The organism is Nesterenkonia sphaerica (assembly GCF_005771565.1).
Classification (GTDB): Bacteria; Actinomycetota; Actinomycetes; order Actinomycetales; family Micrococcaceae; genus Nesterenkonia; species Nesterenkonia sphaerica.
Map to the genome: position 1 here is coordinate 1 of NZ_VAWA01000016.1, position 16,848 is coordinate 16,848.

At 64.0% G+C, this 16,848-nt stretch carries 17 protein-coding genes; 7 read left to right on the forward strand and 10 right to left on the reverse strand.

Annotated elements, in window-relative coordinates; translation table 11 throughout:
* Positions 1–79: 79 nt before the first annotated feature.
* The 3 genes from FEF27_RS10690 to FEF27_RS10700 form a co-directional block, all read right to left on the reverse strand.
* The gene (locus tag FEF27_RS10690; RefSeq protein WP_138170852.1) at positions 80–1,360 is read right to left on the reverse strand and encodes a DDE-type integrase/transposase/recombinase; all 1,281 of its coding nucleotides are present in this window, start codon (positions 1,358–1,360) and stop codon (positions 80–82) included.
* Entirely contained in the window at positions 1,357–2,163 is an 807-nt protein-coding gene (locus FEF27_RS13865; RefSeq protein WP_424991680.1) for a TnsA-like heteromeric transposase endonuclease subunit, read from the reverse strand. Before FEF27_RS13865 ends, FEF27_RS10690 begins: the two co-directional genes overlap by 4 nt.
* A 201-nt stretch (positions 2,164–2,364) precedes the next feature.
* Positions 2,365–2,922, reverse strand: a complete 558-nt coding sequence (locus FEF27_RS10700; protein WP_138170854.1) for a dihydrofolate reductase family protein — start codon at positions 2,920–2,922, stop codon at positions 2,365–2,367.
* A gap of 183 nt (positions 2,923–3,105) precedes the next feature.
* Between FEF27_RS10700 and cmtR the strand changes: the two genes are divergently transcribed.
* The 3 genes from cmtR to clpB all read left to right on the forward strand — a co-directional run bounded on the left by cmtR (position 3,106) and on the right by clpB (position 7,097).
* The gene (cmtR, locus tag FEF27_RS10705; RefSeq protein WP_138170855.1) at positions 3,106–3,465 is read left to right on the forward strand and encodes a Cd(II)/Pb(II)-sensing metalloregulatory transcriptional regulator CmtR; all 360 of its coding nucleotides are present in this window, start codon (positions 3,106–3,108) and stop codon (positions 3,463–3,465) included.
* The gene (locus FEF27_RS10710; RefSeq protein ID WP_138170856.1) at positions 3,462–4,064 is read left to right on the forward strand and encodes a cadmium resistance transporter; all 603 of its coding nucleotides are present in this window, start codon (positions 3,462–3,464) and stop codon (positions 4,062–4,064) included. Before cmtR ends, FEF27_RS10710 begins: the two co-directional genes overlap by 4 nt.
* Before the next feature lie 423 nt (positions 4,065–4,487).
* Positions 4,488–7,097, forward strand: a complete 2,610-nt coding sequence (clpB, locus tag FEF27_RS10715; protein WP_138170857.1) for an ATP-dependent chaperone ClpB — start codon at positions 4,488–4,490, stop codon at positions 7,095–7,097.
* A 15-nt stretch (positions 7,098–7,112) separates the two neighbouring features.
* Here the strand turns inward: clpB and FEF27_RS10720 are convergent, their stop codons facing one another.
* On the reverse strand, positions 7,113–7,850 hold the full coding sequence (locus FEF27_RS10720) for a hypothetical protein (RefSeq protein WP_138170858.1): 738 nt from the start codon (positions 7,848–7,850) through the stop codon (positions 7,113–7,115).
* A gap of 145 nt (positions 7,851–7,995) precedes the next feature.
* Here FEF27_RS10720 and FEF27_RS10725 point away from each other — a divergent pair, with 145 nt between their 5' ends.
* Genes FEF27_RS10725 through FEF27_RS10740 form a run of 4 tightly spaced genes read left to right on the forward strand, consistent with a single transcriptional unit; the run spans position 7,996 to position 11,332 of the window.
* The gene (locus FEF27_RS10725; RefSeq protein WP_138170859.1) at positions 7,996–8,181 is read left to right on the forward strand and encodes a DUF3073 domain-containing protein; all 186 of its coding nucleotides are present in this window, start codon (positions 7,996–7,998) and stop codon (positions 8,179–8,181) included.
* Positions 8,182–8,189: 8 nt separating this feature from the next.
* Positions 8,190–9,119 (forward strand): Sir2 family NAD-dependent protein deacetylase, encoded by a 930-nt coding sequence (locus FEF27_RS10730; protein ID WP_138170860.1) that lies wholly within the window; start codon positions 8,190–8,192, stop codon positions 9,117–9,119.
* Between the two features lie 44 nt (positions 9,120–9,163).
* Complete coding sequence (locus tag FEF27_RS10735; RefSeq protein WP_341805720.1) at positions 9,164–10,768, forward strand: MFS transporter; 1,605 nt, start codon at positions 9,164–9,166, stop codon at positions 10,766–10,768.
* Positions 10,769–10,780: 12 nt separating this feature from the next.
* On the forward strand, positions 10,781–11,332 hold the full coding sequence (locus FEF27_RS10740; RefSeq protein WP_138170861.1) for a TetR/AcrR family transcriptional regulator: 552 nt from the start codon (positions 10,781–10,783) through the stop codon (positions 11,330–11,332).
* A gap of 62 nt (positions 11,333–11,394) precedes the next feature.
* Here FEF27_RS10740 and FEF27_RS10745 read toward each other — a convergent pair whose 3' ends face one another.
* The 6 genes from FEF27_RS10745 to FEF27_RS10770 all read right to left on the reverse strand — a co-directional run bounded on the left by FEF27_RS10745 (position 11,395) and on the right by FEF27_RS10770 (position 16,824).
* Positions 11,395–12,000: a PIN domain-containing protein gene (locus tag FEF27_RS10745; RefSeq protein WP_138170862.1), complete on the reverse strand. Its 606-nt coding sequence runs from the start codon at positions 11,998–12,000 to the stop codon at positions 11,395–11,397.
* A gap of 27 nt (positions 12,001–12,027) precedes the next feature.
* On the reverse strand, positions 12,028–12,540 hold the full coding sequence (locus FEF27_RS10750; RefSeq protein ID WP_138170863.1) for an excisionase family DNA-binding protein: 513 nt from the start codon (positions 12,538–12,540) through the stop codon (positions 12,028–12,030).
* A gap of 93 nt (positions 12,541–12,633) precedes the next feature.
* Positions 12,634–14,121: an ATP-binding cassette domain-containing protein gene (locus FEF27_RS10755; protein WP_166429997.1), complete on the reverse strand. Its 1,488-nt coding sequence runs from the start codon at positions 14,119–14,121 to the stop codon at positions 12,634–12,636.
* The gene (locus FEF27_RS10760; protein WP_138170865.1) at positions 14,114–14,896 is read right to left on the reverse strand and encodes an energy-coupling factor transporter transmembrane component T family protein; all 783 of its coding nucleotides are present in this window, start codon (positions 14,894–14,896) and stop codon (positions 14,114–14,116) included. Before FEF27_RS10760 ends, FEF27_RS10755 begins: the two co-directional genes overlap by 8 nt.
* On the reverse strand, positions 14,874–15,782 hold the full coding sequence (locus tag FEF27_RS10765; RefSeq protein WP_138170866.1) for a histidine kinase: 909 nt from the start codon (positions 15,780–15,782) through the stop codon (positions 14,874–14,876). The genes FEF27_RS10760 and FEF27_RS10765 overlap by 23 nt, the downstream gene beginning before the upstream one ends.
* Complete coding sequence (locus FEF27_RS10770) at positions 15,766–16,824, reverse strand: nucleoside hydrolase (protein WP_138170867.1); 1,059 nt, start codon at positions 16,822–16,824, stop codon at positions 15,766–15,768. Before FEF27_RS10770 ends, FEF27_RS10765 begins: the two co-directional genes overlap by 17 nt.
* Positions 16,825–16,848 lie beyond the last annotated feature (24 nt).

Below are 16,848 nucleotides of genomic sequence, written 5' to 3' on the forward strand. Positions count from 1 at the left end.
ACTCCGCTGTTGGGATGATCCCGCCAGTGGAATACGAGGAATCCCTCCGTCACCAGGCAGAAGGACAGTCACAAGGAATTCAGGAAGCCGCCTGAAGAACTAAGCAAGTGTCCACGATTTGCGGGCAAGGCCAGGTTACGGTGTAGAACGCCTGGTTCTCAATGTTCTTGCCGCGGGAGTACACATCAGGGCCCTTATATGCCGGCAGTCGCTCTAACAACTGCTGGCGCAATGTGCGGAAGAACCTCTCGATGGTTGGTTTATCTGTCGGTTTGTTCGGAGTTGCCGGTTGAATGTTGATCCCGAGGCGATGACAAACAGCCTTTGTCCGAGACGAGAGATAGATCTTGCCGTGATCGACCACGATCGTATCGGGCAAGGCACCAGTGGACTGGGCGATCAAATTGTCCGGGACCCCCACGTAGGGCGCTGGATCATCGTTTTCAGCGAGGGGCCCCCAGTGTTGGGGCGTGACTACCTGATACAGCACAGAAGAGACATCTTGGGCGGTAGTGGACACGGCCCGGAGGACGAGTCCGAGGATGCACCGTGAGTACAAGTCCATCGCCACTGTCAGCTCGGTGTTCAGCCAGCGACCCGTTGCAGGTTCCATGGCGAACACGTCGAGACGAGTGGTGTCCAGAAGGACATACTCACCGGGCCGATCCGCCCGCAGGCGTCCCAGAACGCCTTGGGGGCGATCAGCGACAGATCGCCGCTGCTTCGCGGATCCGAAAGTGTAGCGTCCCTTATCTAACTCTTGTATGCGGCGGTATCCCGCTGACCTTGAAGGAGCAGCGCCGCTTGGGTTCCGTGCGGCGAAAAGTGCATTCGTCTTGGCTAGGACGCCTTTTACTGTTGGATTTGACTGGTCCCGGAAACTATGGAGGACCTCCAGACAGGCAGTGTCCCATTCAGGGTCAACGGCTGGGCGGTGAGACTTGAGCCGGCGAGCATCAACCAGCCCTACGATTCCCTGCTTCGCATATCGTTGACCGCGTCGATAGGCAGTTCGAAGAGACACCCCGAGTTTGTCCGCCGCAGCCTGGTAGAGGTCGTCTGCCGAAGCTTGAGAGCCAGTCAAGAAGACTTCGTCAAAGATCTTGGCCTGACGTTCTACCTCTGCACGCTGGACTTTATCCAGTGTCTCAAGAACGACAACATCGAGCTCCCTGTTCTCGACCTGAACTTTTTCGCTCAAGGGTTCGGCGTGCCCGACGAGCGAGGCCCCGTGCACTTTCTTGAAGGACTTGCCTGACCGCAGGAGCACTCCGCTTCCGTCATGTTCGACTACAGCCCAGGCCGATCCTTGGTACCAAAGACGAGCGCCAATCGAGATATCAAGGCTCTCTGCGTTCATGCCGCTGCCTCCACCGATGTCTCTATGAGCGTCTTGTCACTCAAAGGCTGACTTAAGTCGGCCGTGACCTTGCCGGACCATATGTGCGCCGAAAGCGCCACGCGCCAAAGAGCCTCCTCGCAGGAAGCTGGTTTGCGGGTAACGGCCTCTCCAAAGGGCAGTCGGCCAGCATCGCGTAGGACTATCCACGCATGCTCCAGTAGGTCATCCGGTATTCGCGAATGACGTCGCGCAACGGCCAAGGCGCGGATATTACGCAGAACGGTTGGGCTCCCACCGGCGAAGACTTCGTAGCGCCACCCCTTTTCACGGCACAGATCGCGAGTCCAGTCGAACTGCGCCTTAACCTGGGGCCTGCTCAGTGCAGCTTGAGGCTTCACATCGACAAGGGTGACCCGCCGATCCCGATGGGTCAGGAGCATGTCTGGCACATGCCGGCGAGGCCCGTTGATGTCGCGTCCGGCGAGTTGGAAAGGCTGAGTGGCTATCTGCGCGACTGTCGGGTCGAAGTCTGCTAACCATAGTCGCTCTAACTCAAGCAGGCTTTCATAGACTAAAGTCCTATGATTCGTCGATGCCCAGAATAGACCGGGGTAGTTCCGCTGGCCCCTGTAGGCAGGAGGTATCCGAATCGGGAGGCCCTCAACGATAAGGTCAGCACGCGCTTGTTCCCACGTCGTCGTGACTTCATCACCGGCGACGGTGCAGTATCGCAAGGAGACCCCGCGCGTGCCCATATCCTCAGTGTGACCTACTGTCAGAAAGATGAGACTACTGACACGCCACTGACAGATACATGGCATTACTGACAACTTAACTGGAACCTACAGTGTTGTAGGTTCTCACTGAACTTGTCAGGACCGCGCTGTGCTGACCTGGGGCATGACAACTCGGTGAGACGGCTCCTGTCCCAGTAACCTGTCACAATCCTCAACGGCATCGAAGCACAGCGAAGAGGCTACGGGAGTCCAGCCCGCGGTGAAGGTGTGTCACTTGGGGATCCGTCAGCGGTCGGGGTAGGTCACCTTGTAGGCGACCCGAGTGAACTGGCCTACCTGCTGTGCTGAGGTCAGCGTGAATTGGTTCGATTCCAGCCGTCGGGGAAAAAGCGGTGCTCCGTTCCCCAGAGCCACTGGCGCAATGGTGAATACGCACTCGTTCAGGGCTTCGGCTTCGAGGAACTGGACCGCAAGGTCTCCGCCACCCACGATCCAGACAGTTCCATCTCCAGCGGCCTCTCTGATCGCGGGAAGAGCGTCCTCTACTGCGCCGGATAAGAAGCCAATATTGGCACCTTTGGGGGCCGAGAGTTGCCTGCTAGTGAAGACGAAGACGCGAGTGTTGCCGAATGCGCTGGACCAGGCCTCTGGTTTGCTGAGTCCATCGATCTGGTCGAGCACCCACTCGTAGGTGTTCGAACCCATCAATTGCACAGCAGCTTGTGGTGGTTCCAGCTCGGGAGAGTCCCCGCCTGGTACAGCGAACAGCCATGACAGTGAGTGATGTTCGTCAGCGATGTATCCATCAAAGCTGGTTGACGTTTCGTAGATGATCTGTCCCATGGTCATGACCCTACTTGCAGGCTCAGAGTTCAGATCGAGGTTCCCGCACTGACACCCAGTGCGCGACCGATTTTGGGGTCTTCGAAGCACTGGTCAATGGGTAGTGCCGCTTGGGGATCCGCCACCGGGACGCCGGCCAGCTTGACCCTGCTGATTAGTCAGTCAACCCTGTATAGTCACTGTGTGCTGACTATTGCTTCTCGTCTTGATGTCATGAACCGGCTCGGCCGCGCCATGGCAGACCCCACGCGGTCTCGAATCTTACTCTCTCTGCTGCATGGCCCCGGCTACCCAGCCCAGCTATCCCGGGACTTAGGGCTGACTCGGACCAACGTGTCGAATCACCTGGCCTGCCTGCGGGACTGCGGGATCGTGGTCACCGAGCCTGAAGGTCGCCAGACCCGGTACGAAATTGCTGATGCACACCTTGCTCAGGCATTGAATGCGCTGGTGGAGACCACCCTTGCTATCGATGAATACGCGTCCTGCATCGATCCACAGTGCTCGCTTCCTGGTTGTGCTCAGGCGCGTAGCCGCTCATGATAGTGACTGTTGCTGCACAGGCGTTAGCCCTGTTCGTTGCCACCAACATCGATGACATCATCGTCCTGTCCCTGTTTTTCGGCCGTGGCCGAGGGCAACCAGGTACGACCCGGCGAATACTGCTAGGGCAGTACGTGGGCTTCATCGGCATTCTGGGGACTGCTGTGGTTGTGGCGCTGGGCGCACAAGTGATGCTCCCAGAAGAAGTCTTGCCCTACTTCGGCCTGATCCCGCTGGGCCTGGGCCTCTGGGCAGCATGGCGAACATGGCGCAACCGCGACGAAAAAGACGACGACGAAGCCCAACTGGAAGGCAAGCGAGTCTCTGTCGGCACGGTTGCCCTAGTGACCTTCGCCAACGGTGGAGACAACATCGGTGTCTATGTACCAGTCTTCGTCAGCCTCAGCTGGGCCGCTGTCCTGGCCTTCTGCATCGTCTTCCTATCACTGGTCGCGCTCCTGGTCCTGGCTGCTAAGTGGATCACCTCACGCAAACCCATCGCTGAAGTTCTGGAGCGGTGGGAAAGCATCCTCTTTCCACTTGTGCTCATTACCCTGGGGGTCATCATCCTGGTCACTGGCGGCGCATTCGGGCTCTAACCCTGAGCCGGCTAGCTCCGTGAGTGGCGTTGTCAGTTGGGAACCCCAACCGGGAACACCCACCTCTGACCAGGCGTAACGCCAACTGGCCAGAGAGGGTGTCCCGTATAGGTGGTCCGCACCCTGTCCCGCTGACGGGGGGCTAACCGGGACACCGTGCGTGCGAGCTTTTAGGTCTCGATAGATCGGCGGAGACTCTGCTGGGGAATCGCGGCCATGGGGATGATTCAACGTGACCCACTGACAGATAGATGACACCACTGACAAACCACTGACAGATAGGTGACACTACTGACAACTTAGCTGGAACCTACAAGTGTTGGATCAGATTCACCTAAGGGGTGACGGAATAACGGGGGTGCCGGTAAAGTTGAGTATCAGTGACTCAAGTTTCGCTCAGCTGTGAAAGGGGGCCGCGAGGCCATGGACATCAAGCTCACCACCAAATCGCAAGAGGCCGTCAGTGCGGCCGCCATGAACGCCAATACTGCTGGCAATCCACAGATTGAACCCGCCCACATCCTGAAAGCCCTGATGGACAGCCGGGAATCGGTGGCCGTGGCCGCGTTGAAAGCCACCGGCGCAGATCCTGACGCCGTCTCCACCCGCGCCTCCACGGCCATCAAAGACCTACCCTCCTCCTCTGGCGCCTCAGTGGCGAACGCGCAGTTCTCCCGCAACGGACTGAGCGTAATGCGCAATGCCCAGGCCGAGGCTGAACGTATGGGGGACGACTACGTCTCCACCGAGCACCTCTTGCTCGGCATCGCCGGGGTGAATGACCCGGCCGGCCAGGCCCTGCAGGACAACGGCGCTGAGGTCAAAGCTCTGCGTTCAGCCGTTGACGCCGTGCGGCAGGGACGCAAAGTCACCACCGCAGACCCCGAAGGCACGTTTGAGGCACTGTCCAAATTCGGCAGCGACCTCACCGAGCTGGCCAAAGAAGGCAAGCTGGACCCCGTGATCGGCCGCGACGCCGAAATCCGACGGGTGGTCCAAGTCCTCTCCCGCCGCACCAAGAACAACCCGGTGCTCATCGGTGAGCCCGGCGTGGGCAAGACGGCAGTGGTGGAAGGTCTCGCCCAGCGGATCGAAGCCGGGGACGTGCCCAATGCGCTGAAGAACAAGCGCCTGATCTCCCTGGACCTCGGCGCCATGGTGGCCGGTTCCAAATACCGCGGTGAGTTCGAAGAGCGACTCAAGGCCGTGCTGGATGAGATCAAAGCCGCCGAAGGTGAGATCATCAGCTTCATCGACGAGGTTCACACCGTGGTCGGTGCAGGCGGCACCTCAGAAGGCTCTATGGACGCCGGGAATATGCTCAAGCCCATGCTCGCCCGCGGCGAGCTGCGCATGATCGGGGCCACCACCCTGGATGAGTACCGCGAGAACATTGAGTCCGACGCCGCCCTGGAACGCCGGTTCCAGCAGGTGTACGTGGGCGAGCCCTCAGTGGAGGACACTGTGGCGATCCTGCGGGGGATCAAGGAGAAGTACCAGGCCCACCACGGTGTGGAGATCTCCGATGCCGCCTTGGTGGCCGCCGCCGAGCTCTCCGACCGTTACATCACCGGACGGCAGCTGCCGGATAAGGCCATTGACCTGGTGGACGAAGCCGCCTCCCGGCTGAAGATGGAGATCGACTCCGATCCAGTGGAGATCGACGAACTCCGCCGTGCGGTGGACCGGTTGGAAGCCGAACGTCAGTGGCTGACCCAAGAGACCGACGCCGCCTCCAAGGAGCGCCTGGCCGCCCTGGAGGAGGAACTGGCGAATAAGCGCGAGGAGCTCGATGCCCTCAACGCCCGGTGGGAACGCGAACAAGGCGCCCACAACCGCGCGGCAGAGCTGCACCGGAAGCTCGATGAACTGAAGTCCGCCGCTGAACGCGCCGAGCGTGAAGGTGACTTCGGTGAAGTCGGACGCCTCCGCTATGGCGAGATCCCCCAGGCAGAGAAGGCACTGGCTGAGGCTGAAGCCCAAGAGGCCGAACCTGAAGCCGAAGAGCGCATGGTCTCCGATAAGGTCGACGCCGACGCCATCGCCGAGGTCATCTCCGCCTGGACCGGGATCCCCACCGGCCGGCTGCTGCAGGGGGAGACCCAGAAGCTGCTGCAGATGGAGGACCTCATCGGCTCCCGGCTGATCGGACAGCGCAAAGCCGTCACCGCCGTCTCCGACGCCGTCCGCCGCGCCCGCACCGGCATCTCCGACCCGGACCGCCCCACCGGCAGCTTCCTGTTCCTGGGGCCCACCGGCGTCGGCAAGACCGAGCTGGCCAAGGCGCTGGCGGAGTTCCTGTTCGACGATGAACGCTCCATGATCCGCATCGACATGTCCGAGTACTCCGAGAAGCACTCCGTGGCACGGCTGGTCGGAGCCCCTCCCGGCTACGTGGGCTTCGACGAAGGTGGTCAGCTCACTGAAGCGGTGCGGCGTCGTCCCTACTCAGTGGTGCTGATGGATGAGGTGGAAAAGGCCCACCATGACGTCTTCGACATCCTGCTCCAAGTCCTCGACGACGGCCGGCTCACCGACGGGCAGGGCCGGACAGTGGACTTCCGCAATGTGGTGCTGATCCTGACCTCCAACCTCGGCTCGCAGTTCCTGGTGGACCAGTCCACCGATGACCGCACCAAGCGGGAATCGGTGATGAGCGTGGTGAACTCCCACTTCAAGCCCGAGTTCCTCAACCGGTTGGACGACATTGTCATGTTCGACGCCCTGACGATGGAGCAGCTGACCTCCATTGTGGACCTGCAGATCCACAGCCTGGCTGAGCGGTTGGCCTCCCGGCGGCTGACCTTGGAAGTCACCGACGCCGCCAAGGAATGGTTGGCGCTGACCGGTTATGACCCGGCCTACGGTGCCCGGCCGCTGCGCCGGCTCGTTCAGCGCGAAATCGGCGACAAGCTTGCCAAAGCGATGCTGGCTGGCGAGATTGAGGACGGCTCCTCAGTGGTGGTGGACCGGGAGGACTTCACGGTAGAGGGTGATGAACTGCAGGGGCTGAGCGTCAAGCGGCTCGCATAAGCCTGGGGGACGAGGTCAGTCCTCCTCCGGGTCCTCCTCGGACTCGGCGTCGCTGTCCTCGTCCTCCGGGTCGTCCTCTCGGCCCTCCTCGACGACGTCTACCTCGGCGTCATCCTCGGCGTCGTCGCCCTCATCATCGGAATCTGGCTCATCGGCGAGGAAGTCCCCGGTGAGCCGCTCGCCATCAGCACGTGCCAGGAAGCAGCTGACCAGCCGGTCGTCCTCGCTGTTCCACGTGGACTCGCTGGGGTGCCAGAGCTTGATCTGCAGCTCAGTATCCACCGCCTGCACCGCTTCAGGGTTGAGTTCAATCTCATCGTGACACCACTGATTCGCCTGCTGCGCCACAATGTCATCACCGGGATATTCACCATCGGTGACCTCATCGTCCAGCTCCTGCCGGTGAAGGACCTGAACGTCATAATTGCGCTCACAGTCGATCACATTCGCCGGGGAGTCTTCATCGGAGAAGCCGGCCAAGCACCATCCCGTCTCCCAGTCCTCGGGGGGAACATCGCGGGCGTGCACGCCGTCAGCAGGCTCCTCGGTCCAGGTCCAGTCACCAGTCTGCTCGGGCTCGCTCCGGCCTAAGAACCACCACAGCAGGGCCGCTGTGAGAATGACCACTACCGCCCCGGCGATCACGAACGGCACCGCGTTGAGCCGCCGGCCGGTGTCCCCAGCAGCGGTGCGGCGAGCTCGGCGTGATAAAGGCTGTGCGGGGGCGTCGTTCTCCTGCGGTGTGTGGCTCATCGGTGTGCGGGCCTCCCCTTCAGTGCGACGCCATGCTGGCACTCATGTTAACCTAGAGAGCACTAACCACTTCATCCAAGAGTCAAGCCGGCGGTGAATGTTCATCGTGTGGCCATTTCGAGACGACGTTAAGGGGGTCCCGCTCATGGGGCGTGGCCGTCAGAAGGCGAAAGCTACGAAGCAGGCGCGGGAGATCAAGTACTACACCCCGAATACTGATCTGTCTGCCCTGGAGCGCGAGCTTGCCCAGGCACGGGGAGAGGCTCCCAGCCCAAGCAGCGATGACGCTGACGAGGAACCCGGCGGGGACTGGGACGACGACGACCGCTGACCGGTCAGGTGTTCACTCCGCAGGCTGAGCAGGCCCACCAAGGGGCACTGAGGTCCATTGCGCGCACCGTGGAGGAATCCGCGCCGCCGCATGAGCCGGCCGAAGCCAAGGCGGGGATTCTGCAGCAGCTGCGCCGCGGCGCGGTCCTGTGTGTCACCGGCGCTGGCATCTCCACCGATTCCGGGATCCCGGACTACCGGGGACCGGCCGGGTCGCTGAAGAAGCACCGGCCGATGACGTATCAGGAGTTCAAGTACGACGCCGCGGCACGGCACCGCTACTGGGCACGGTCCTTTGTGGGCTGGCGCCACCTGGGCCGGGCGAAACCGAATCCTGGACACACCACCTTGGCCGACTGGCAGGCCTCAGGGCTGCTGACCGGCCTGGTCACCCAGAACGTGGACGGGCTGCACGCTGCGGCGAGTCCGCCCGATGCCGCCGTCGTTCCCCTGCATGGGGACTTATCCCAGGTGGTGTGCCTCAGCTGCGGATACTACGAATCGCGCAGCTCGATGGATGAGCGGCTGGAGGAGGCCAACCCCGGCTACTCTGAGGCGGCCGCGGTGGCGGCAGAGAACGTCAACCCCGACGGGGACGTGACTCTGGCGCAGGAGTGGGTCCAGCGGTTCCGGCTGGTCGCCTGTCTGGTGTGCCGGGCGGACACGCTCAAGCCCGACGTCGTCTACTTCGGTGAGAATGTGCCGGCTGAGCGCAAAGCCTCGGTGGACCGGCTGGTCGCGGAATCGGAGTCCCTGCTGATTGTGGGGTCTTCCATGGCGGTGATGAGCGGGTACTCCATTGCGTTGCGCATGCACCGTGCTGGCAAGCAGGTCAGCGTCATCAACGGGGGTCCTTCCCGTGCTGACGCCAAAGCCACCTGGCGCTGGCGCACCCCCATCACCCCGGCCCTGCAGAGCCTCAGCGTGGAGCTGAACTGACCTCAGGCTTCAAACTGTACCGAACGTACGGTATAGTTTGGGTGGTGGTAGTGAACAGAAAGCGTCAACGCGAGCTGGTGATGACTGACACCGGATCCATGCGCTTGGCTGGGCTTGCAGACACCACCGCTGCCCCTGACCGGACGCTGGCGAGGTGGCAGCGGTGGACGGTGCTGGGCATCGTCTCCTCCGCCCTGCTGCTGATCGCGCTGGACAACACCATCCTCTACACCGCGCTGCCGATCCTCTCCAATGAGCTCAGCGCCACCAACTCCCAGCAGCTGTGGATCATCAACGGCTACCCGCTGACCATGGCCGGGCTGCTGCTGGGCTCCGGCGCGCTCGGTGACAGATTCGGGCACAAGCGGGTCTTCCAGATCGGGCTGCTGATATTCGGCGCCGCCTCACTGGCTGCCGCCTTCTCCGCCAACCCTGAGTCGCTGATCATCGCCCGCCTGCTCAAAGGCGTGGGGGCCGCGGCCATGATGCCGGCCACCCTGGCGCTGATCCGCATCAGCTTCGCGGCCGAACGTGAGCGCAACATCGCCATCGCCATCTGGGCGGCCACCGCCACCGTGGGGATGGCCGCCGGACCCGTGGTCTCCGGTGTGCTGCTGGAATGGTTCTGGTGGGGCTCGGTCTTCCTCATCAACGTCCCCATCGTTCTGGCCGCCAGCATCCTGATGGTCGCCATCGGGCCGCGCAATCTCACCAACCCGGCCCGCCGCTGGGACGCGGTGTCCTCCACTCAGGCGCTGGTGGGCATGGCCGCCTCCGTACTGGCGATCAAGACCTGGGCCGAGGCGCCGCTGAACCTCCCGCTGGCATTGATCTCCACCGTATTCGGTGCCGCCGCGATGACCCTCTTCGTCCGCCGCCAGCTGCGGCTGATGCGCTCACCGGTGGAACCCCTGGTGGACTTCGCCGTCTTCCGCAACCGCGGCTTCAGCGGCGGTGTGGTGGCCGCCGGAGCCTCCATCTTCACCATCATGGGGCTTCAGCTGGTCATCACCCAGCGCTACCAGCTGGTGGAAGGGTTCACCCCCTTACAGGCAGGCCTGCTCGTCACCGCCCTGGCGGTGGCCTCGATGCCCTTCGCGATCTTCGGTGGCGCAGTCCTGCACCGGGTGGGGCTGCTGGTGCTGATCGCCGGCGGTATCGGCACCGCCGCCCTCGGCACCGGAATCGTCATTGCCGCCGCCGTACAGGATGCCCTGGGCCTGCTCATTGCCGGGCTGGTGGTCTCCGGGATCGGACTGGGTGCGTCCATGTCAGTGGCCTCCACCGCGATCATGGGCAATGTGCCCCCGCGCCGGGCGGGCATGGCGGCCTCCCTGGAGGAGGTCTCCTACGAATTCGGCGGGCTGGTGGCCGTGGCCACCCTGGGGTCGCTGCTGACTTTCGTCTACACCCGCACACTGGACCTGCCCGCAGGAGACCAACAGCTGGTCGGCAGCTCCCCGGCGGTGGCGCTGACCGGCGACGACGCCGCAGTGGTCGCAGCTGCCACAGCAGCCTTCGACTCGGCCTACCTGGCAGTTCTGGTGGCCACCTGCGTCGTCGTCACCCTGGGGGCGCTGGGCTGTGTGGTGCTGCTGCGGCGCTATACCCCCGGCACCGAATCCCAGGCCTATCCGGACAACCACTAAGGTAGTGGTCCAATGAGGGAGTCCAAACGGGAAGCAGCGCTCGAAGCTGCCAAGCGTATCATCCAGCGCGACGGCGTCACCGGGCTCTCCTATGAGGCTGTGGCGGCCGAGGCGGGGCTGACCAAGGGCGGGCTTCTCTACCACTTTCCGTCCCGGGAGGACCTTCTGGTCGCACTGCACGGGCATGTCGCTCAGCGGTGGGAACAGGCCATGGAGGCCGAAGGTGGCGCACCGGCTGCCGAGCTGGACAGAGCCTCACGCTTCGGGGCGTTTGTCCGCGCCTCACAGTATCCGGACCGCGCTGAGCTGCTGCTGATGCTCGAAGCATCTGAGAACCCGGTCAACAATGCCATCTGGGATGACATCTATCACCGGTGGGTGGACCCGGTGCCGGACTCCGCTGATGCCTCTGCTGAGGAGGTGCAGCGCTTCATCGCTCGTCTTGCCGCCGATGGCCTGTGGCTCTATGAATCCCTGGCTACCGAGCACCTGGACCCAGAGCTGCGCCGCAAGCTGGCCGACCAAATCACCGCCTGGGGCGCCCCCGAGGCCTCGACAGACTGAGCCAGCCCTCGCGTGTGATGCGCCGCTGTGCAAGGGCGACGTTGCGGCTCACCCAGGAGATATTACGAATGACCCTGGTGGGAGGAGCCAAGGCGCGGAGCCAGCATTTCTGCCACTTCCTCCATCTGATACGTGGTGGCCAAGCGATCAAGTAGTGCGCGTGGGTCCATCGGGGGAGATCCGGTCCGGGCGGCCATAGCCAAGAGCGCCTGGAGTCCGCCCTCGGTGTGGGCGAAAACAGTGTTGGCCGCGAAAACGTGAGGGGCGAGAATTTCAACCTCAGCCGAGATAAGCATGGGAGAGTTTTCGAATCCAGCACGCCGGTCATTGGTAACGATCGCATCTGCTTTGCCAATCACCGCAGCGTGAGCCACGTGACCGTCGAACTCGTCGGTGAGCGCATAACTGTAGTCTCCATCTTTGGGACTATTCATGCAGGCGCCCGGGAACGCGCGCTTCATCTGTGAGAACAGGTGCTGGCGGCGACTCTTGCTGTCAGCAACAGTGACACTTCGCATGGCATCCAGGCGTTCCAGGACATAGTCCAATTCGTGGAGTATTCCGGTGCCCCACAGAGGAGCATATGTTCGCTCTGCGGCGAGCTGTAACAGAAAATCTCGCTGAAGTCCCGGCACGAGCACGGAGGTGTCTAGAACAGCTCGAAACATGCGGGTCAGTGTCGCACGAGGCGCGAGTTATCGGCTCTTCCTCGCTTGCGCGAGGAGGTCTGGAATCTGGTTTTCATCGATATCGGCATATGCCGCTGAAGAATCCTCAACGAATGTGCTTCGCCGAGCATGTAATTGCTCACGGTAACTCAGCACGTCGGCCAGTTTGAGTTTTCTTCTGTTCTTGCCGGGTACGGAGGCTTCAAGCTCTCCTTCGTCAATCAGGCGCACGACTGTTGGACGGCTCAAACCGAGGATCTGGGCTGCTTGTTGGGTGGTGATCTCGTGATCCCGCGCCAGCACGCTGACGGAGCGACCTTTTGAGAGGGCTTCTGCGATGCCCTTCAACATCTGATGCATGTGTTCGGTGAGTTCAATGCGGTCATGCTCATCTGCGCCGGACAGGAAATAACCGGGGGAAACTGGAGTGCCGTGACGGGCCTCGTGGGCCTGGAGAAAGCTCAGCACTTGTGCGGCGTTCTCCCTCTCTCCTTGGGCAGGGGAGGCAAATGCTTGGTCGGGTTGCTGTAATTCGCTCATCAGGCATTCCTTAGCGGGTCTATGAAGACCAGCATAGCTAAGTTTCGAAAGTTACGAAACCTTTCCGGTCCTGCGGCGTTCCCCACGCCGGTCTCAGAGTTCTGCCAGGCGGCCATCGCGCAGGTGCAGCTGGTGGTCGCCGATCTCGGCTGCCCAGCGCTCATCATGGGTGGCGACAAGCACCGCGCCACCGGCATCAGTGAAGTCCTTCAGCAGTGCGCTCAACCGGGCCATGTCCTTCGCGTCGCGGCCCAGGGTGGGCTCATCGAGCAGCAGCACTGACGGGTTCAGCAGCAGCGCTGAGGCGATCACGCAGTCCTTCCGCCGCGCCGGCAGTAGATCATAGGGATGGTCATCCGCATGGTGGCTCAGCGCGGCAGTCGTCATCACCTGCTGGACCTGCTCGGCGCGTTCTGCGGTGGCACGCTGCCGCTCCTCCCGCCGCAGGCGACGGCCCCCACGGTGCCGCTGCACGGCAGTGTGCAGCGGCACCGCACTGTGCAGCTCCCCGCGCACAGTGGAGGCGGAGAGCTGCTCGCCCGGATCCTGTCCCACCCACGCCAGACAGCCCGCCCGGAGGTGGGCCGGCAGTACTGCGAGGTCCCTTCCTGCGGAGTCGGCGATCCGGGTCTGTGGTTCAGTCACAACGCCTCCAGCCAGCGCGCTGAGCAGGGTGGACTTACCGGATCCGTTGGCGCCGCGCAGGACGGTCGTCTCGCCGGCACGAAGCTCCAGTCCGACGCCGTCGAGCACCTGGGTGCCACTGCGGCGGACCGACAAGCCCGTCACCGTCAGCAGTGCCCGCCCTCCATCGCTGCGCGAGGGTGGGGGAGCGTGCGCATCAGCCACAGGCTGGTTTTGGGTGTGCCAGACTCCGTGGCGGTCGAGTTCCGTTCTGTCCGCCGCGGCCGCGTGCACGGTGCTGCTGGGCGGAACCTCCGCGAGGCGACCATGGTCGAGGAAGACCACGCGGCCGCAGGTGGCGGTCAGCTCATCGTGCTGGTGACCGGTGATCAGCACAGCCCCGCCGTTGGCGCGGAACTGCTCCAGGCACCGAGCCAGCCGGTCTCGGGCGCCGTGATCCAACGCCTGCGAGGGTTGATCGAGCACCAGGACCTCCGGGCGCAAGGTCAGCAACCCCGCCAGCGCGGTGAGTTGGCGCTCCCCGCCGGAGAGCGTGCTCAGCTGCCGATCCGCCAGGTCCCAGATGCCCAGGGCCGCCAGACTGTCCTGGGCGTCGTTCAGACACGCCTGCAGCGGCCTGCCCAGCAGCCTGCCCGGCAGCGCGGCCTCATCCCAGACCGTGCGAGTCAGACCGGTCAGCTGCGCTTCGGGGTCCTCACCCAGCATCCCGATCCGGGATCCGCTGAATAGCCGGATCCCCGCGCTGTGGCCATGCTCGTCCAGCAGTCCGGCCACGGCGCGGGCCAGCGTGGAGGTCCCTGCGCCCTGAGCCCCGAGTACGGCCACCGCCTCCCCACTGCGCAGGGTCAAGTGCACACCGTTCAGGGCGGTCACCTGCGCGCCGCGGTAGACGAAACCGTAGTCCTCCAGGTGCAGCAGCGCAGGGTGCTCAGGCACTGGTGAACCCCAACAATTCCGTGGCCGAGGGCAGCGGCAGCACCCCTGTGACGGAGCCTGCCACCAGCAGCACCGTCGCAGCGGAGACACCCCAGCGTAGGCGGCCCTGCCACGGGCCGTGCGGGTAGAACTGAGCCGGGGTGGGCCGCGGAGTCTGCCCGAATCCGCGCTGAGCCAGCGCGTGCTGGCGTTGGTCCAACTGCGTGATGGCGGTGACCAGCAGCCCGGTGAGCACACCCGTGAGCAGTCTCAGCCGCACGCGCAGCCGGTCGGTGTCCCAGCCTCGTGCCGCACGGGCGGCCATGGCCCGGCGCACTTGGTGCCGGGCCAGCGGCACTAGGCTCAACGCTGAGGCGCATACATAGGCCAGGGACAGTGGCATCCGCAGTGTCAGCAGACCGTCAAAAGCTCGGGAAGGGTCGGAGCCTAAGGCGAAGAGAGCGCACACGGCCACCATTGCCGCCACCCGCAGCCACAGTTGCATCGCCAGGGCCAGACCTTCGACGGTGACCGCCGCCGGACCGAACTCGGCTACCAGCTGCGCCGGCTCACCGGGGTAGAAAAGTCCCTGGATGACCCCGACCATGATCAGCATAGGGCCAGCCAGGACTGCGACAGTGAGCAGCCAGGTGCGCAGCTGCACCCGCGGGGAGATCACCGCCGCCATGGCGGCACCCAGCAGGACCGCGGCGGGGACTACCGGGGAGGGGATTCCGTAGACCAGGAGCAGCGCACAGCCCAGCAGAACCAGCTCAGTGGCTGGATGCAGACGCATCCGCGGGCCTCGGATGTGGCGCCCCACGCTGATACCGACGCGGCGCAGAGTGCTGGGTGTAGGGGAATCTGCTCAGCAGGCGTGACGGCAGCGCCGCGATCACCAGGAAGGCGGCGGCGAAGATCAGGGCCTTGTCCGCGACATCGCTGCCGAGCCCCTGGACGGTGGCCGCTCCCAGCATGGACATGCCGGCACCCTGGAGCGCTGCCACGACCCCACCGGTGCCCACGCCGAGACCGCCGCCGAAGAGGAAAGCCGCCACTGGGGCGCTGATGAGTCCGGTGGGGACTCCGGCCAGGGCGCCGGCGATGACCGCCCACCAGATGCGGCGGAAGCCACCGAGACGGGCAGCCCACCCGGCGGCAGCGCCGATGAACGCCGCCCCTGCGGTGAAGGCGAGAACGGTGGGGTTGATGGTCAATCCCCAGACCACATTGGTCAGAATGCCGGTCAGTGCTCCGGCGGCGGGGCCAGCGAGTACGCCGATGATGACGGTGCCCAGCGAGTCCAGGTAGAGCGGGATCGGGGTCATGGTTCCCACGATTTGCCCGGCGGCAGTGTTCAGCGCGATCATCACCGGCATCAGAGCCAAGACGCTGCGCGGAACGCGCGGCAAAGTGCCTGCGGCGATCAGCACCGCGCCGAGCAGATAGCCCATCATCACCCCGAGGGTGGTGTGGCCGAGGTCGGCGCCGAGTGTGGCGGGCTGGGTGGCCAGCACCCAGAGATATGTTCCTGTGATCACGGCGGCACCGGCGGTGATCAGCAGGGTGGACAGCAGTCCGGGACGGGAGGCGGCGTTGGCGGTCAGCAGAGCGTTCTGGGTTTCTCCGGGGGCCGCAGCGGCTGCGGACCCCTGCCCAGATCCGTTATCGGGCGTGGTCATAGGTCGGTCCTCTCGTCAAGGTGTTTTCTAGGTGATCAAGGAAGTTTTCCGCCTGGATCCGGCGGATCAGTTCGGCGTTCGGGGCTGCGCCCCAGCGCCCGAGCCAGTCTGCCACAGTCTCCCCGCGGGTCAGGGTGCCTTTCAGTTCCACATCGACCGCGGCGGCGGCGGATTCGGCCCAGGGGATGGCCGCTGAGCCTTCTGGTGCACTGGCGTCAGTATGGCGGGCCCACTGCAGGGCTGCGGCCAGCACGTAGGGGTCATGGATCTGAGCCAGATACCCGTGCCCATCGGCGGCGTGGAATTCAAAGTAGAACCGCAGGGCCTCCGCCAGGTGCTCCAGCCACCTCCGCCAGCGCGGCTCTGTGGCGCCGGAGACGATTCGGTCCAACCGCTGCGGCGTCATCACAATGGATTCGGTGGCCTCGATCGGTCCCACCACCGGACGTGGGTCGGCCCCGGTGAACCCGGCGAAGACCCGGGCTGCAGCCTCCGGGTCATGGTCAATGTTCCACTCGGTGGTCGGCTTGGTGTTCCCCCGGTAGTTGAACGCCCCGCCCATGATGAACAGCCGCCGGATCAGCCGCGGCAGCTCCGGTTCCAGCTCCAACGCCAGCGCAAGGTTGGTGCACGGTCCGGTGACCACCCCGATCAGGTCCCCGGGGTGGGCGCGGGCGGCAGCGACCCACGCCTCGGCAGCTGAGACCGGCGACGGCGTCGTCGTCGGTGCAGGAAGCACAGCGTGGCCGGTGCCCACTGGGCCATGGGTGTCATCTGCATAGAGTGGCGCTGCTGGCGCTGGTGCGGCCGGTGTGTCCGTATCCGACTGTGCCAGCGGAAGCGGCGCACCGGGATGGACGGGGACCTCGCTGCGCCCGGCAAGCTCCAGCCAGCTCAGCGTGTTGGTCACCGTCTGCGCGGTGGGCACGTTGCCGCCGGAGGCGGCGATACCGACCACCTCGACGTCGGGCTGACATGCCAGATAACCCAGGGCCACGGCGTCGTCGATTCCAGGATCACAGTCCAGAAAGAGGGGAATCATGGGGCGTCCTTCTCCGCACGTTCC

Bases quoted from the DNA above. Each gene is read 5' to 3' on its own strand.
- FEF27_RS10690 (WP_138170852.1), bottom strand. From the start codon at position 1,360: ATGAACGCAGAGAGCCTTGATATCTCGATTGGCGCTCGTCTTTGGTAC.
- FEF27_RS13865 (WP_424991680.1), bottom strand. From the start codon at position 2,163: ATGCCATGTATCTGTCAGTGGCGTGTCAGTAGTCTCATCTTTCTGACA.
- FEF27_RS10700 (WP_138170854.1), bottom strand. From the start codon at position 2,922: ATGGGACAGATCATCTACGAAACGTCAACCAGCTTTGATGGATACATC.
- FEF27_RS10710 (WP_138170856.1), top strand. From the start codon at position 3,462: ATGATAGTGACTGTTGCTGCACAGGCGTTAGCCCTGTTCGTTGCCACC.
- clpB (WP_138170857.1), top strand. From the start codon at position 4,488: ATGGACATCAAGCTCACCACCAAATCGCAAGAGGCCGTCAGTGCGGCC.
- FEF27_RS10720 (WP_138170858.1), bottom strand. From the start codon at position 7,850: ATGAGCCACACACCGCAGGAGAACGACGCCCCCGCACAGCCTTTATCA.
- FEF27_RS10725 (WP_138170859.1), top strand. From the start codon at position 7,996: ATGGGGCGTGGCCGTCAGAAGGCGAAAGCTACGAAGCAGGCGCGGGAG.
- FEF27_RS10740 (WP_138170861.1), top strand. From the start codon at position 10,781: ATGAGGGAGTCCAAACGGGAAGCAGCGCTCGAAGCTGCCAAGCGTATC.
- FEF27_RS10745 (WP_138170862.1), bottom strand. From the start codon at position 12,000: ATGTTTCGAGCTGTTCTAGACACCTCCGTGCTCGTGCCGGGACTTCAG.
- FEF27_RS10750 (WP_138170863.1), bottom strand. From the start codon at position 12,540: ATGAGCGAATTACAGCAACCCGACCAAGCATTTGCCTCCCCTGCCCAA.
- FEF27_RS10760 (WP_138170865.1), bottom strand. From the start codon at position 14,896: ATGCGTCTGCATCCAGCCACTGAGCTGGTTCTGCTGGGCTGTGCGCTG.
- FEF27_RS10765 (WP_138170866.1), bottom strand. From the start codon at position 15,782: ATGACCACGCCCGATAACGGATCTGGGCAGGGGTCCGCAGCCGCTGCG.
- FEF27_RS10770 (WP_138170867.1), bottom strand. From the start codon at position 16,824: ATGATTCCCCTCTTTCTGGACTGTGATCCTGGAATCGACGACGCCGTG.